This is a genomic window from Rothia sp. P100 (assembly GCF_023712425.1).
In the GTDB taxonomy this organism is placed as follows: Bacteria; Actinomycetota; Actinomycetes; order Actinomycetales; family Micrococcaceae; genus Rothia; species Rothia endophytica.
This window is the reverse complement of sequence record NZ_JAMAYG010000001.1, coordinates 649123-663809: the sequence shown is the minus strand read 5'-3', so window position 1 is coordinate 663809 and position 14687 is coordinate 649123. Positions and strand designations below refer to the sequence as shown.

Genomic DNA, 14687 nt, shown 5'->3' with positions numbered 1-14687 from the left:
CGTCTAGTTTCACTGAAGAGAGCACCGCACCATGCCTTCACCGATCTCACCGCGTTTCAGCCGTAAACAGGCACTAAGCCTGGGCCTTTTGGGCGGCGCAGCTTTGCTGACCGCTTGCTCAGCTGATGAAGATTCACTGGCTGCTCAGGCTAATGCAGGAGACTCTAAAGGATATATCGCGGGCGATGGCAGCGTCACCGAATACGCTGAGGCTGAGCGCGGAGAACCGGTTGAGTTCGAAAACGAGCTCTTTGATGGCAGTACCCTGAGCGCAGCAAGCTTGCGCGGCAAGCCCGTAATGCTGAACTTCTGGTATGCAGGGTGCGCTCCTTGTCGTATTGAGGCCCCGGAACTCAATTCTTTGCACCAAACTTTCGGCGATAAGATCACCTTCCTGGGGGCTAATGTGCGGGATGAAAAGGGTACGGCTGAAGCCTTCGAAAAGAACTTCGGAGTTGAATACCCTTCTTACCGGGACCTCAACGGCAAGGTGCTTCTCGGCTTGAGCAAGTATGTGCCGGCCCAGGCCGTACCCACCACCGTAGTTCTGGACGCTCAGGGTAGGGTTGCTGCACGCATCCTGGGGCAGATCGATCCCTCGATCTTGCGCACCATTCTTGAAGAGCAGGCGAATGCCTAACGTCGGGGACATCGTTCTAGACGGTTCGCTCTGGTTGGCCCTGCCCATTGCAGCGCTTGCCGGGCTGGTGTCTTTCGCTTCTCCCTGCGTCCTGCCTCTGGTCCCCGGGTACTTGGGGTACGTGAGTGGTCTTTCTGGCGCTGAGATGAGCCCGCGAGCCCGTACAGCCCGTACCGTAACCGGTATCGGGCTCTTCGTGTTGGGGTTCTCCTTTATTTTTGTGCTGATGTCAGTGGTATTGGCTCAGCTGGGAGCCGCTCCCTGGCTGCGAGGCCAGAGCTGGGTGAATCTGGTGCTGGGGCTATTGGTCATTCTCATGGGCCTGGTCTTTATGGGCCGCTTCAATTTCTTTCAGCGCGACCGAAAGATTGAGAAAAGACCGCCCGCCGGGCTCTGGGGAGCGCCTATCCTAGGCATCACCTTCGGGCTGGGCTGGGCACCTTGCATCGGCCCCACTTTTGCCGCTGTTCAGACACTTGTCTACACCGGTGGTTCTGATAACACCAAGGCGATTGCGCTCACCCTAGCGTATTGCTTGGGTCTTGGAGTGCCCTTCTTGTTAGTTGCCCTTGCAGTTAGTAGGGGAGTGAACACCCTGGGCTGGTTGCGCAAACATAAGCTAACCCTGCAGCGGCTAGGCGGGCTCATGCTCATCATCATCGGCGTTCTCATAGCTACCGGGGCATGGACCAGCATGATGTCCTGGTTCCAGGCCACAATGCCAGTCTATGAACTGCCCATCTAAACTTCACATTTCACTTACGCTCCAAGGAAACCATGGCTGATACTAAAGACGCTGTAGCGCTCGGGCCTCTCGAAATGCTCCGCTGGGCATGGACCCAGCTGACCAAGATGAACACTGCGCTCTTCTTGCTCTTGTTGCTCGCTATTGCGGCTGTACCCGGCTCCATCTTTCCGCAGCGCATTCAAGATCCCACCAAGGTCAACGACTACATCGAAGCGCACCCTACCTGGGGGCCGATTGCTGATTTTCTCCAGCTCTTTGATGTCTTCTCTTCCGTGTGGTTTGCCTCCATTTACCTCCTCCTTTTCATATCACTGATTGGCTGTGTGCTACCCCGAGCGGCAAAACACTACCGCTCCATGAAAACGCCTCCTGCCAGAACTCCCAAGAATTTTGGCAGACTACCCCAGCACCGAACCCTGACAATCCCAGCAGGTGCTGGAAATCTAGATGCAAAAAGGGCTATCGACGACGCTGCGGCGGTGCTCAAGAAGCGTGGCTACCGCGTAGAAACCCGTGAAGATGCTCCCGGTGTCTTGAGCGTGGGTGCTGAACGCGGTTACCTGCGGGAGTTCGGTAACATCCTCTTCCACGTGGCTATGATCGGTGTGCTGGTGGCCTTCGGCGCGGGCTCCCTCTTTGGTTACAGCGGGCAAAAAGTAGTGGTCGAGGGCGAAACCTTCGTTAACTCCCTCATTAGTTATGACTCCTTTGACCCCGGCACCAATTACAACCCTGACTGGCTCAACCCCTACTCAGCGACCCTAGATAGCTTTGAAGTTGCCTACGACCGTCAGCAAGGGTCACCCACCTACGGGGACGACATTGACTACACTGCTGAAATGACCTTGACGGACAGCAAAGGCGAAAGTAGCACTGAAACCCTGAAGGTGAATGAGCCTATCTATATTGAGGGCACCAGTATTTACCTCTTGGGCAACGGGTATGCCCCCATTGTTCGTGTAACCAATGATGATGGCAGCATCGCCTATGAGGGGCCCGTTGTGGGGTTGACCTCTGGCATGAGCTATCTTTCCTCCATTGTGCTCAAGGTACCGGATGCTCACCCCGGTCAACTGGGTTTCGTGGGAATGTTCCTGCCTACCGGTGAAACCGAGTACGGTGCACCCACCTCTATTGACTCTGATCTCTACAACCCCATGCTGGTGCTCCAGTCTTACACCGGTGACCTGGGGCTTGACGACGGAGTTCCACAGAATGTTTATGTGCTTGATGTTGACAGCCTAGAAGACCTCAACACCATGGCTAAGGGCAACGGTATTGTGCTCGATGGCTCTAAACCATCGGTACAACTCCCTGAAGGTCACGGCACCATTGAAATGCTGGGCGTCAAACGGTATGTGGGCCTTGAAATCCGCTCCGACCCGGGGCGCCCCATCGCGCTGGTCTCCTTTATCCTGCTCTTCATCGGCCTTATTATCTCCCTTTTCGTAGTACGCCGCCGCGTCTGGGTGCGCGCTTTCAGCAGTGGCGAAGGCGCCGACCGCGTACTCACCGTTGAATATGCCCTGCTCGCTCGCGGTGAAGACCCGCGACTTGCGGACGAAGCCAACCGCTTGACTGACCTTTTTGCATCTGCATGGGGGTTAGAATTTGATGAAGCATAAACTAAACCACCCTGCTCACAGCGCACCGGCGTCCACTGCCTGCCTCCCCAACGAAATGAGTGACTATGCCTGAAATTAGCGAAAACCTTGCCCAATGGAGCGAGCTTTTCATGTACCTCGCCGCCGTTACCTACATGGTTGCATTTATCTCCTTCGCCTGGGACATCGCCTCTAACTCCCGCACCACTCTACGCCTTGAAGAGACACAGGTTAGGGAACGTGAGCTGGTGGGCGCAGGTGCACTTTCAGGCTCCGCAAAGTCTGCTCGTATCAGCGGTATCGAGCAGGGGACCGGCGAACGAGGAATGAGCTATAAGCGCTCAGCAGCCAAGAAAATTGAGGCCCACGTAGCCGATGCAGATATGCGCTACACCGGTGCCCGCCGCCCGGCTGCCCGCGCCGCTGTGGTGATCCTGGGGTTGGGTGCTGCTATTCACTGTGCGGGTGTGCTGAGCCGTGCTCTTGCCGCTAACCGTGTGCCCTGGGGCAATATGTACGAGTTCTGCACCACCGGCGCTTTCTTGGTCGTCCTGGTCTACCTGATTGCCCTCACGTTCCGTGATTTACGCTTTGTGGGTGTGCTGGTTTCGGGTCTGACGCTGACCATGATGACCGCAGCGACCATCGGTTTCCCAACGCCCGTGGGTCAACTCAAGCCCGCGTTGCAGTCCTACTGGCTGGTGATTCACGTGTCGATTGCGGTGCTGGCATCAGCAATCTTTACCATCACCTTTGCTATGGCAATTCTGCAGCTGGTGCAGACCTCACGCGAACGTCAGATTATTGCTGACCAGAGCACTCAGCTCACCCGACTTGGCTTTATGCGGCTGATCCCCTCTTCCACTGCCCTGGAGAATTTTGCGTTCCGCCTCAACGCTGTTGGCTTTGTGATGTGGACCTTCACCCTGGCCGCCGGTGCTATCTGGGCTGAAAAGGCTTGGGGACGCTACTGGGGTTGGGACACCAAGGAAGTATGGACCTTCATCATCTGGGTGGTCTACGCAGCCTACCTGCACGCCCGCGCCACCCGCGGTTGGTCCGGCCCTCCCTCAGCCTGGCTGTCTATCGTGGGTTATCTCTGCATTATTTTCAACTTCACGGTGGTGAACGTTTACTTCTCTGGCATGCATTCTTACTCAGGTCTATAGGCGCTAGCGCTTACTAGAACAGTAAATACCCGCTGACCTTTGGTGAGGTCAGCGGGTATTCTTTCGGCCTGAGATCGGCTTAGGTATCTGGGGCGAGTGCCTGGCGGCTACTGCGGTAGGTTGCCCAAGAGGCCTTGGCCTCAAGCGCCAGGATGATGAGAACAAAGAGACCAAGCAGCACCCCCTCGGCGAGATGGGCGGGTTGCCCTAGCGCCAATGCCAGAGAGGAGAGACTGGCGCGTTCTCGGGCCAGCCGGGCACGTCCCTTGGGCGTGATGCTGTATTCACGAGGTGCTGGGCCTCCGGTGCCTTCAATCTATTCAGCGGTGACGGCGCCAGCGTCCTCAAGCTTGGAGAGCGACGGGTAGAGTGAACCGTCTTTGAGCCTGCCAAAGCCCAGTTCTTCAAGACGGGCAGCATTTTAGGCTGCCATCGTTGCATAAGGACAGAAAAATACCCGCCTCATACAGCAGGCACCCACTATAGGGATACTTTAAAGACAGGGCGGGTGCTCTCAAACGGAGAAACTAGGGACGCTCACCGGGCTGGCTGCCACTATCTGGCTGCTCGTCGTCATCCTTATCTCGATGCTCTTCACTGTCACCGCGACCTGCTGCGCGGTTCTGGCGTTCGCGGTCCTCGCGTTCACGCTTGGCGCGGGCCTCAAGAAAGCGCAGGTACTCGGGGTCATCATCCGGAGCGACCGGGGACCTTTCAAGCGGTGCGCCAAAGGACCCGAACTTATCTTTGCGGGGCCGCCCAAGCCAGAACCAGAGCGCTGATCCCACCAGCGGGAACAAGAAAGTGATCGCTACCCAAACGCCCTTGGGCAGGGTGCGCACCTTTTGGCTCTCCGCTTGCGCAGCATCAAGAATTGCATAAATCCAGATTGCTAGTAGCAGTGCGCCACCGGTAATAATTAATATAACTCTACCCATACCTACCAGTGTGACACGAGAGCAATGTATAGGGCGGCTTTGTGCGCTCACAGCGTTGCCTGCAACACCCCGGGTGCGTCAGCTAGAATGAAACAGTGAATTTTCTGAAGTACACCATCATCCGTCTTGCCCTAGCTACTGCGGCTTTCTTTGTAGCCTATTATTTCGGTGCAGGGCTTTACCTGTCAATTCTTGGTGGCGCGATTATCGGCTTCGCCATCAGCTATTTGGCTTTCCCCAAACTCCATCTGGCAGCTGCTACCGATTTTAATGGCTGGTTCAAGCGACGCCCAGCCAAGAGCAAGGTTGAAGAAGAAAACCAGGCCTTTGAAGATGGGCTGGATGAGGGAGCCCGCAAACAAGAGGGCATAGATATCTAAGACCCGGGCATTTGTCCAAAGCGTACAGAGCTGTGCGACAACCTCAGAAAAAGGTGTACTGACAGGTGCACCTTTTCTGCTAGTGAATGAGGTTTTAGTAACCGGTGAAGACCGAAATCTGTTCGGTGAATACATCGAGCGGCGCCAGCGCCACAGCTAGGGCAGCAAGCAAGCTGTAAGCAAGCGCTACAAAGCCTGCCTGCTTCAAGATGGGGATTAGGGCAAGGCCGCGGGCACCAGATAGAACCGTTAGTGAGGAATGCAGCACCGGGCCAATCAAGATAAAGACCAGGGCGAACCAGGGGTTGTTGGGCACTAACACCACGATGAGGCCCAGCCCCAGCATCATCTCTGCCGCGTAGGTTCTGCGAGAGATAGTATCTCCCAGGCGGACGGCGAGGGTGCGTTTGCCGGCGTCGATGTCGGTGGGAATATCACGCACGTTATTAGCCATCAGCAACCCGCAAGAGAATAGGCCCATAGAAATTGCCAGCACGATAGATGTCAAGGTCAGCTGGGCTGTCTGGGTGAACATGGTGCCCAGAGTGGCGACCAAACCGAAGTAGATGAAGACAAAAACATCACCCAGACCCATGTAGCCATAGGGGTGTTTACCTCCGGTGTAACCCCAGGCAGCCAGAACTGCTGAAGCTCCGATAGCAAGGAACCACCACTGCTGAGAAAGGTAGACCAGCCCCAGCCCCGCTAACATCGCTAGACCGAAGCAGATGAAAGCAGCCATCTTGACCGAGCGGGGGGAGGCTACGCCGCTGCCGACCAGGCGCAGAGGACCGACTCGAACCTCGTCTGTGCCCCTAATACCATCTGAGTAGTCGTTGGCGTAATTGACGCCCACCTGCAAGAAGAAGGCGACCAAGAAAGCGAGCAGGGCACGCCAGTGGTGCAGTTCGCCTACCTCGTAGGCGGCGGCTGACCCTGCGATGATGGGGGCAACGGCAAGGGGCAGGGTGCGAAGGCGTGCTCCTTGAATCCACTGTGCAACAGTTGCCACGTTATCTCGCTTCCTTTGATTACTGCCCCGGGTACCCGGGGCAGGCAAATACACACTATTGTCTCATTTTTTGCCTCTGGACGTGCACGATTGGCTGGGTAAGTCAGTTGGGGTCGCTCACTGTTGCCGGTGATACTGCTCAAGGTGGGAGGTGACGGTGGTTCGGTCTGGCTTTCCGGTGGAGAGCGTGGGGAAGTCGGTGTAGACCAGAGTGAGTTTAGGGACGGCAGCTTTGCCCAGGTGCTGGGTCACCAGATCAGAGAGCTGGGTGGCTAGCGGGCCCTGCGGGTCTAGAGGCTCTGGGTTTTCTGCCCCCGGGTGACTGTGGCGCAGGGTCAGAGCTGCTACGAGAGCCTGCCCCCAGCGGGCGTCCGGCAGACCAACAACTAGCGCCTCGCGCACAGAGGAGTGAGTTTCAAGCAGACGAGCCAGCACCCCGGCACTTATTTTAAGGCCTCCGGTGATGATGGTGTCATCAGCTCTTCCTAGCACCGTGAGTGAGCCTGTGAAGGTGCCGCGGTCATCAGTTTTGTACCAGCGGGTGCCATCGGGGCCCGTAAAGAAATGGGCAGCAGTGCGTTGCGGGTCATCGAGGTAACCGGACGCTAGGGTGGGGCCGCCCAACCAGATACGGCCGCTACCAGATGCTGCGTCCTCCTCTGTTTCTGGTTCGATCTGCACCTGGACGCCGGGCAGGGGAGCTCCCGCGTAGACACAGCCCCCAGCGGTTTCAGCGCTGCCGTAGGTGGTTAGCACCGGAACTTTTAGGTGCAGCATCTGCTCAAGGAGGGCGGCGCTTGCCGGAGCACCGCCTAACAGCAACGCGTCAAAGCTACGCAGAGCATCCAAAATCTCACTGCTCATCTGGGGGTTTCTCTCCGCTGTCTCCAGTAGCTTATGCAGCTGGGTGGGCACTAGCGATGTCATTCGGTGGTGGGCGGTCAGCGCGCTGGCACTGCTCACAAAGTCTTGCGCGCTAAAAGGTCCACCGCTGCTGATGGATTTAGTAAGTACCGGGGTGGTGCCCGCTAAGGCTGACCGTGCCACAACCTGGGCGCCAGCAACGTAGTGCAATGGCAGAGCCAGGAGCCACTGAGCGTTATCGGTGCTTGTGAAGGCTTCTGTAGCTCGTGCTGAAGCGGCCAGGGCGGCAGTAGTGAGTGCGGTTCGTTTAGGGGCTCCTGTTGAACCGCTGGTGCTCACTACCAGGGCAAAATCGTCCGGCTGGCTATCGAGTTGACTGAAACTGGTGGTGAATTTTCCCAGTAGCTCGTTGGCATCCACATGACCGCTCCCACCAACCACCGCCGTCTGCTCGGTGAAGCGTGCATCAGTGGAGGACGGCGCAGCAACGGAGTTGAACTGAGAGATAAGCATAGGGTCAGTTTACGCTGGCGTCCTTTAGATGCTTGGTGGCTACAGAAATTTATTCACTCAACCAACAAGAGGGATCAACTGTATCCACGTCAGTCATCGTCACCCACACGTCCCTAGCGGTGTACCTCAAGTGACTGAGCGAGGTGTTTTCCTCCAAGAAACATTGAACACCATATTCTCGTGACAGAGCAGGCTTGCAAAACATGACGCAACCTATATGCATCCTGGTGGGGGAGAAGAACTCTTTTTAACCTTATATACCGTGAAGTTTACTTAACTGTATGGATCAGCGACTGGATTTATTGACCTTGGCTAATAAAGGTTTAAAGTAAGCCGGTCTTGCCACCCCTATCAGGGGCAGCAAGACCGGCAGGGCACCTGCGGATGTGAAGGTGGTAAACAGGTTCATCAATTCACGCAGGGCAGTGGTGGAGAGGGATGTTTTCAGTGGTGCCAGGGCACCCTTAATGAATACCTCTCCTTCTCACAGAATGTATTTACCGAGCGGCAGGAAGACTGCCGTGGGGGTCAATAACATACTTCAATGCCGAACCCTTATCGAAATCTGCATACGCTTGAGGCGCCTCATCCAGGCTGATGACCTTGATGTTGAGCAAATCTGAAAGATAAGGCATACGATCCCACAAGATTGACATCATCAGATCGTAATTGTAATGCATAACAGGCGCCTGACCACCGGAAATACGAGGTGACTTGATCCAAGCATCGCCGAAGTTGAGGGAGTAAATACCCTCGCGCTCAGCAGGAACTGGAGACTTAGGATTAGCCCCGTAAACACCTACGATACCGGTTGCTCCACCGGGACGAGTCGCATCCAAAACCTGGTTGATAGCATAGGATGATTTGGTCTCTTCAGCCTCTTGACCCAGCCCGTGTGCCTCATTACCTACATAGTCAACTGCGCAGTCAACATAGGGAGTACCAAGGATAGCTTCAATCGCATCGTTGAGTGAGTCAACCTCAGACAAGTTAATGGTTTCACAACCATTACGGCGAACCAGTTCTAGACGATCTTCATAGTAGTCACCCACGATGATGCAAGATGCGCCCAGCAAACGAGCAGCAGCAGCACCACAGCGACCTACTGGGCCTGCACCTGCAATATAAACAGTTGATCCAGCCTTCACACCAGCCTCCATGAGACCATGGAACGCGGTGGGCAAAATATCGGAAAGTACTGCTAGGTCAAGAATTTTCTCCATCGCCTGATCCTTGTCAGGGAAACGAAGAAGCTGGAAGTCAGCGTAAGGCACAAACATGTATTCTGCCTGACCGCCTACAAAGCCACCGAGGTTGAATCCATATGCGGCACACGAAACCTCGGGATTAGTGGTCTCACATACTTCTGTGCGTCCGTTGCGGCAGTTACGACAACGACCACACGCTACGTTGAAAGGTACAGAAACGATGTCGCCAGGCTTGAGGAACTCAACATCTGAACCGATTTCTACAACTTCACCCGTCATTTCATGACCCATCACCATACCTTCGGGTACAGGGAATGAGCCACGGTAAATATGCAAATCACTGCCACAGATATTGGTAGCAAGTAGCTTCACGATTACACCGTGGGGAGCCTTTTTGCCGTTAGGCATTTCTAGCTTAGGGAATTCAAGGGTATCCACGCGCATATCTTTTACGCCGTGGAATACTACTGCACGGTTTTTATCTGTCATGATTTTTCCTCACTGCTTTTTCCATAAAAAAGCTCTTAGGGTAAAAGCTAAAGCGTTAGAGGACAATGATCTCTCGGCAGAGCGAGCATCTCATCGGTTCCATATTACTTTTAGCTCTTCAGTAACCTTAGCATAGTGATCCCAGACCAAAAACTTCACCCCCCCAGTGAAAGAGAAGAAAAAAGTCGAGGTCTACGAATCCTCTAGGGAGGCAGTAAAGTGGCAAGCGACAAGAAATGATAACGATTTTGAGGCTGCATGTGCCTCCCACAGAAGCGATTGGTCAGATTCATCTATGAGCTACTTACCCGAATCCCCCACAGATAAAGAAACTTACATCCAACCAAATGTTCAAGTATTGGGCGCACGACAAAATAACCTGCGCAATGTCGACCTTTCTGTGCCCCGGGACGCGCTCGTAGTCTTTACCGGTGTTTCAGGATCAGGTAAATCTTCCCTTGCCTTTGGAACCCTTTATGCAGAATCACAACGCCGTTATCTAGAGTCAGTGGCCCCCTATGCCCGCCGTCTGATCGATCAAGCGGGGGTGCCTGACGTCGATTCCATTACAGGGATGCCCCCCGCTGTCGCTCTACAACAACAGCGAGGCGGACAAAACTCACGATCAACCGTTGGTAGCCTCACCACCATCTCAAGCCTGGTTCGGATGTTATATTCACGCGCCGGCCACTATCCAGAACATCAGAGCATGCTCTACGCAGAAGATTTCTCTGCCAATACCCCGCAGGGTGCATGCCCTGAATGTTATGGAATTGGCAGAGTATATGAAGTGCCCGAAGATCGCATGGTCCCCGATCCCACCAAAACCATCCGCAACCGAGCCATAGATTCTTGGCCTACCGCCTGGCACGGTCATCAGCTTCGAGATGTGTTGGTGGCACTTGGATACGATGTGGATGTCCCCTGGAAAGATCTCCCCAAAAAAGATCGCGACTGGATTCTTTATACGGACGAAACGCCGCATGTACCGGTCTACTCGCGTATGACACTTGCTGAGGCTCAAGCGGCTAAAAAAGCGCAGGTTGAACCCTCCTACAGCGGCACCTATGTGGGCGCAAAACGCTATGTGCTTGACACTTTTGCCAATACTAAAAGTGCCTCCATGAAACGCAAGGTAGCGCAGTTCCTCACATCCATCCCTTGCCCCGCCTGCCACGGCAAACGCATCAAACCAGAGGCCCTCTCCGTAACCTTTGCAGGGTTAGATATTGCTGATTTTTCCCAGATCCCTCTCTATGATCTAACCAATCTTCTTGAAAAAGCTGTTGAGGATGCTTCACGCAACATCTCACCGAATGCAGATGAAAAAGAAGCGATGGGGCAAGGGTTGCACCAGACAACGGAAGCAGAAGCTACAGAGTCGGTCAGTCACGCAAGTGAACCTGCTGCTGAGAAAGAACCGGAAGCTTATAAGGCTCCACCCCAGCCTGTTGAAAAACTTGCCGCTACCTCTCGGTTGGCCGCTGGCCTCATTGAGCGGATTCGCCCCATCATTGACCTCGGCTTGGGTTATCTTTCTCTCGATCGGATGACTCCCACCCTCTCCGGTGGTGAACTGCAACGTTTGCGCTTAGCCACTCAGCTGACGTCTGATCTTTTTGGTGTGGTCTACGTATTAGATGAACCTTCTGCTGGACTACATCCTCAAGATACCCGTGCGCTTCTTAGCGTTCTTGACGGACTCAAAGCACGGGGAAATAGTCTGTTTGTGGTGGAACATTCTATGGAAGTAATCCAACATGCTGACTGGATTGTAGATGTAGGACCAGGAGCTGGAGAACATGGGGGTCAAGTCCTTTATAGCGGGGAAGTTGATGGTTTAGCCCGCGTTCAGGAATCCCTTACACGTGGCTATCTCTTCGGAGGCAGTGGGCTACCACCGCATACTCCTCGGAAACCCGAGCAGTGGATAAAACTTTCTGGAGTCAGCCGAAATAATCTTCATAACGTAGATGTAGACATCCCTCTAGGTGTTCTTACAGCAGTCACAGGTGTTTCAGGTTCGGGGAAGTCTAGCTTAATCAGCCAGTGCCTACCTCAGCTGATAGCTGATCGCCTAGGTAAAACGCGCCCGGTAGATGAAACATCCGTCGAGGGAGATGAAATTTTAAGAGCCGAGCAGGCCCCTGAGACGAAGGGAGCTGTTGAAGGCGACTTAAGCGGTATACGCCGTGTGGTTGCCATCGATCAGAAACCTATCGGGCGAACCCCTCGTTCCAATATTGCAACCTATACAGGGTTCTTTGACCAGGTGCGACGACGTTTTGCCGAGACTGCAGAAGCCAAACGTCGTGGATATAAACCGGGTAGATTTTCCTTCAATGTTGTTGGTGGACGCTGCCCCACCTGCGAAGGTGAGGGGTCGGTGATGATAGAGCTCCTCTTCTTGCCCTCGGTGTATACAAAGTGTCCAGACTGTCACGGCACTCGTTATCAGTCGAGCACCTTGGAAATTCTCTGGCGTGGTAAGAATGTGTCCCAAATTTTAGAAATGAACGTGGAGGAAGCTCTGGTTTTTTTCGACGGCGAAGTGGATATTAAGCGTTCATTGGCTGCGTTGAGGGATGTCGGCTTGGGGTATCTGCGTTTGGGTCAGTCTGCGACTGAGCTATCTGGTGGAGAGGCTCAGCGCGTCAAACTAGCCACTGAATTGCAGCGGGGGCAACGCGGTGACACTGTGTACGTACTTGATGAACCCACTACAGGCTTACATTGTTCTGATGCTGACCGTTTGATGTCTCATCTTCAGACTTTAGTTGATTCTGGTAATACGGTCGTGATGGTCGAGCTTGATATGCGAATTATTGTAGCTGCGGATTATGTGATTGATATGGGCCCCGGGGCAGGAGAGGAAGGCGGTCACATCGTGGCCGTTGGCACACCAGCGGAGGTTGCGACTTCAACAGAGAGTGTTTCGGCACCATTTTTAGCAACGGCCTTGAAGTAAGAGTGGGCTCATGGTGTAGAAAACGTATCGATAAACCTTCTAATTAATAAACCTTTTAAACATAAACCTTCTAATTAATAAACCTTCTAATTAATAAACCTTTTAAACTGAGTACCGCATCGAACGTTATTAGCTGCTTTGCTCTCCCAGATTTATCTGGGGGCCGTGAAGAGAGGTGAGTAACATCTGTTTATTATGTTAGCCAGATGCGCTAACTGCGAAAAAATCTTGTATATATCCCCCTATACAAGTAATGTTAAAAAAGTAAGTTTTTAGAGTCTCATAAGTTTTTAGAGTCTCACTAGATTTAAGGAGCACATCATGGCTGACCTTAGCAACAAAAAAGTACTTATTCTCGCCAGTCAGGGCGTAGAGCAGGTTGAGCTTACCTCACCTCGCGATGCACTTAAAGATGCTGGCGCGCAGGTCTCACTTGCAGCACCCGAGGGTAAAGAGTTCCAGGGCATGAACGGTGACTGGGAGAAGGCAGATACTTTCACCCCCGATCTCGCACTGGCAGACGTCAACGTTGAAGAATTCGACGCACTGGTACTCACCGGCGGCACCCTCAACGCTGATGCAATGCGCATTAACCCTGAGGCTCGCTCCATCACCGTTCAGTTCTTTGAGGCAGAGAAGCCCGTTGCGGCAATATGCCACGCACCCTGGTTGCTCATCGACTCCAACAAGGTAGAAGGCAGGAAGCTCACTTCCTACACTTCCGTCATGCTGGATCTTCAAAATGCTGGCGCCGATTGGGTAGATGAGGAAGTAGTTGTAGACGGCAACCTCATTACTAGCCGTAATCCTGGCGACCTTGAGGCGTTCAATAAAGCAATCATTGCTAAGTTGAGCTAATCCTTTTTGGTATAAGTTTTCATATTACGATACGCAGGTAGGGAAGAGCCCGGTTAGCTTTGCTGGGAGGTTCTCTACTTGCGTATTGTTATATGCTTAGTGCCCCTTACGCATGGCCAAGTCGAACTTATACAGAACCAACTTTCTGAACTGCTAATCGAGAAAATCTGCCGACAACGTCTCACTACATACCCCTACGGAACGTAAGCTATCTAAAAAGTGGGCGCCAGTGCCGTTTTCTCACCTGAAAACAGTACTGACGCCCACTTGTTGTGTGAAATCCAATAATTTAGAAGTAGTAGGGGTAGCTTTCCCAGTTGGGGTCGCGCTTCTGCAAGAAAGCGTCGCGGCCCTCTACCGCTTCATCGGTCATGTAGGCCATGCGGGTTGCCTCACCAGCGAAGACCTGCTGGCCCGCTATGCCGTCGTCTGGCAAATTGAAAGCGAACTTGAGCATGCGAATCGCCTGAGGGGACTGGCGGGCAATTTGAGCCGCATATTCCAGGCCCTTGCGCTCTAGCTCCTCGTGGGGAACAACATCGTTCACAGCACCCATCTCGTACATACGCTGAGCATCATATTCCTTAGCCAGGAAGAAAATTTCACGGGCGAACTTCTGCCCGGTCTGACGAGCCAGCAGAGCCGAGCCGTAACCGGCGTCAAAAGACCCCACGGTCGCATCGGTCTGCTTGAACTTGCCGTACTCCGCTGAAGCGATAGTCAGGTCCGCTACCACGTGCAGGGAATGGCCGCCACCTGCCGCCCAGCCCGATACCAGCGCCACAACAACCTTGGGCATGGTGCGAATCAGACGCTGCACTTCAAGAATGTGCAGACGGCCGGCCTTGGCCGGATCAATGCTATCCGCATTCTCACCCTCGGCATAACGGTAGCCATCGCGGCCTCGAATACGCTGGTCGCCGCCGGAGCAGAACGCCCAGCCACCGTCCTTGGCGGAGGGTCCGTTGCCGGTCAGCAACACCGTGCCTACATTGGAGGTCATACGCGCATGGTCCAGCACCCGGTAGAGTTCATCAACGGTGTGGGGGCGAAAGGCGTTGCGCACTTCGGGGCGGTCAAAGGCGACGCGCACGGTGGGTAGGTCGCGCACTACGGCGCCTACCTCATCACGCTCCACCTGGCGGTGGTAGGTGATATCGGTGAGACCTTCAAAACCTTCCACCAGGCGCCAGGAGTTGGGGTCAAAAATGTCAGATACTTTTTCGGGAAGAGCGTTAGTCATGCTCCCTAGTCTAGCTTTCAGAGCAGACAAAAGGACGCCGGTGGGCCAGCCGT

General features: G+C 54.1%; 12 protein-coding genes. 7 read left to right on the top strand and 5 right to left on the bottom strand.

Translation table 11 applies throughout. The features are described from left to right. Window positions 1-31: 31 nt before the first annotated feature. The 4 genes from M3668_RS03060 to ccsB all read left to right on the top strand — a co-directional run bounded on the left by M3668_RS03060 (window position 32) and on the right by ccsB (window position 4161). Window positions 32-640 (top strand): TlpA family protein disulfide reductase, encoded by a 609-nt coding sequence (locus tag M3668_RS03060; protein WP_251379330.1) that lies wholly within the window; start codon window positions 32-34, stop codon window positions 638-640. Continuing rightward, window positions 633-1385 (top strand): cytochrome c biogenesis CcdA family protein, encoded by a 753-nt coding sequence (locus tag M3668_RS03055; protein WP_251379329.1) that lies wholly within the window; start codon window positions 633-635, stop codon window positions 1383-1385. Before M3668_RS03060 ends, M3668_RS03055 begins: the two co-directional genes overlap by 8 nt. Window positions 1386-1417: 32 nt before the next feature. Beyond that, on the top strand, window positions 1418-3013 hold the full coding sequence (gene resB, locus M3668_RS03050; protein WP_251379328.1) for a cytochrome c biogenesis protein ResB: 1596 nt from the start codon (window positions 1418-1420) through the stop codon (window positions 3011-3013). 65 nt (window positions 3014-3078) lie between these two features. Next, a complete protein-coding gene (gene ccsB, locus M3668_RS03045) occupies window positions 3079-4161 on the top strand; it encodes a c-type cytochrome biogenesis protein CcsB (RefSeq protein ID WP_251379327.1) in 1083 nt (360 codons plus the stop codon). Window positions 4162-4688: 527 nt separating this feature from the next. Here the strand turns inward: ccsB and M3668_RS03040 are convergent. Next, window positions 4689-5099: a PLD nuclease N-terminal domain-containing protein gene (locus M3668_RS03040; RefSeq protein WP_251379326.1), complete on the bottom strand. Its 411-nt coding sequence runs from the start codon at window positions 5097-5099 to the stop codon at window positions 4689-4691. A gap of 95 nt (window positions 5100-5194) precedes the next feature. Here M3668_RS03040 and M3668_RS03035 point away from each other — a divergent pair, with 95 nt between their 5' ends. Next, window positions 5195-5479, top strand: a complete 285-nt coding sequence (locus M3668_RS03035) for a DUF4229 domain-containing protein (protein WP_251379325.1) — start codon at window positions 5195-5197, stop codon at window positions 5477-5479. Window positions 5480-5573: 94 nt separating this feature from the next. On the opposite strand, the gene M3668_RS03030 is transcribed toward M3668_RS03035, so the two are convergent. The 3 genes from M3668_RS03030 to M3668_RS03020 form a co-directional block, all read right to left on the bottom strand. Further along, the gene (locus M3668_RS03030) at window positions 5574-6491 is read right to left on the bottom strand and encodes a 1,4-dihydroxy-2-naphthoate polyprenyltransferase (protein ID WP_251379324.1); all 918 of its coding nucleotides are present in this window, start codon (window positions 6489-6491) and stop codon (window positions 5574-5576) included. A 117-nt stretch (window positions 6492-6608) separates the two neighbouring features. Then, window positions 6609-7868 carry an AMP-binding protein gene (locus M3668_RS03025; RefSeq protein ID WP_251379323.1) on the bottom strand — a complete coding sequence of 420 codons (1260 nt, stop codon included), beginning with the start codon at window positions 7866-7868 and terminating at the stop codon, window positions 6609-6611. A 497-nt stretch (window positions 7869-8365) separates the two neighbouring features. Then, window positions 8366-9565, bottom strand: a complete 1200-nt coding sequence (locus tag M3668_RS03020; RefSeq protein ID WP_251379322.1) for an alcohol dehydrogenase catalytic domain-containing protein — start codon at window positions 9563-9565, stop codon at window positions 8366-8368. A gap of 295 nt (window positions 9566-9860) precedes the next feature. Between M3668_RS03020 and M3668_RS03015 the strand changes: the two genes are divergently transcribed. Both M3668_RS03015 and M3668_RS03010 read left to right on the top strand, forming a co-directional pair. Then, the gene (locus M3668_RS03015) at window positions 9861-12533 is read left to right on the top strand and encodes an excinuclease ABC subunit UvrA (protein WP_251379697.1); all 2673 of its coding nucleotides are present in this window, start codon (window positions 9861-9863) and stop codon (window positions 12531-12533) included. A 321-nt stretch (window positions 12534-12854) separates the two neighbouring features. After that, the gene (locus M3668_RS03010) at window positions 12855-13391 is read left to right on the top strand and encodes a type 1 glutamine amidotransferase domain-containing protein (protein WP_251379321.1); all 537 of its coding nucleotides are present in this window, start codon (window positions 12855-12857) and stop codon (window positions 13389-13391) included. A 289-nt stretch (window positions 13392-13680) separates the two neighbouring features. On the opposite strand, the gene M3668_RS03005 is transcribed toward M3668_RS03010, so the two are convergent. Beyond that, window positions 13681-14634 (bottom strand): 1,4-dihydroxy-2-naphthoyl-CoA synthase, encoded by a 954-nt coding sequence (locus M3668_RS03005; protein ID WP_251379320.1) that lies wholly within the window; start codon window positions 14632-14634, stop codon window positions 13681-13683. Between the last annotated feature and the right edge of the window lie 53 nt (window positions 14635-14687).

Excerpts from the sequence above, each read along its gene's own strand:
- M3668_RS03060 (WP_251379330.1), top strand. The coding sequence starts at position 32 with ATGCCTTCACCGATCTCACCGCGTTTCAGCCGTAAACAGGCACTAAGC.
- M3668_RS03055 (WP_251379329.1), top strand. The coding sequence starts at position 633 with ATGCCTAACGTCGGGGACATCGTTCTAGACGGTTCGCTCTGGTTGGCC.
- resB (WP_251379328.1), top strand. The coding sequence starts at position 1,418 with ATGGCTGATACTAAAGACGCTGTAGCGCTCGGGCCTCTCGAAATGCTC.
- ccsB (WP_251379327.1), top strand. The coding sequence starts at position 3,079 with ATGCCTGAAATTAGCGAAAACCTTGCCCAATGGAGCGAGCTTTTCATG.
- M3668_RS03040 (WP_251379326.1), bottom strand. The coding sequence starts at position 5,099 with ATGGGTAGAGTTATATTAATTATTACCGGTGGCGCACTGCTACTAGCA.
- M3668_RS03025 (WP_251379323.1), bottom strand. The coding sequence starts at position 7,868 with ATGCTTATCTCTCAGTTCAACTCCGTTGCTGCGCCGTCCTCCACTGAT.
- M3668_RS03020 (WP_251379322.1), bottom strand. The coding sequence starts at position 9,565 with ATGACAGATAAAAACCGTGCAGTAGTATTCCACGGCGTAAAAGATATG.
- M3668_RS03015 (WP_251379697.1), top strand. The coding sequence starts at position 9,861 with ATGAGCTACTTACCCGAATCCCCCACAGATAAAGAAACTTACATCCAA.
- M3668_RS03010 (WP_251379321.1), top strand. The coding sequence starts at position 12,855 with ATGGCTGACCTTAGCAACAAAAAAGTACTTATTCTCGCCAGTCAGGGC.
- M3668_RS03005 (WP_251379320.1), bottom strand. The coding sequence starts at position 14,634 with ATGACTAACGCTCTTCCCGAAAAAGTATCTGACATTTTTGACCCCAAC.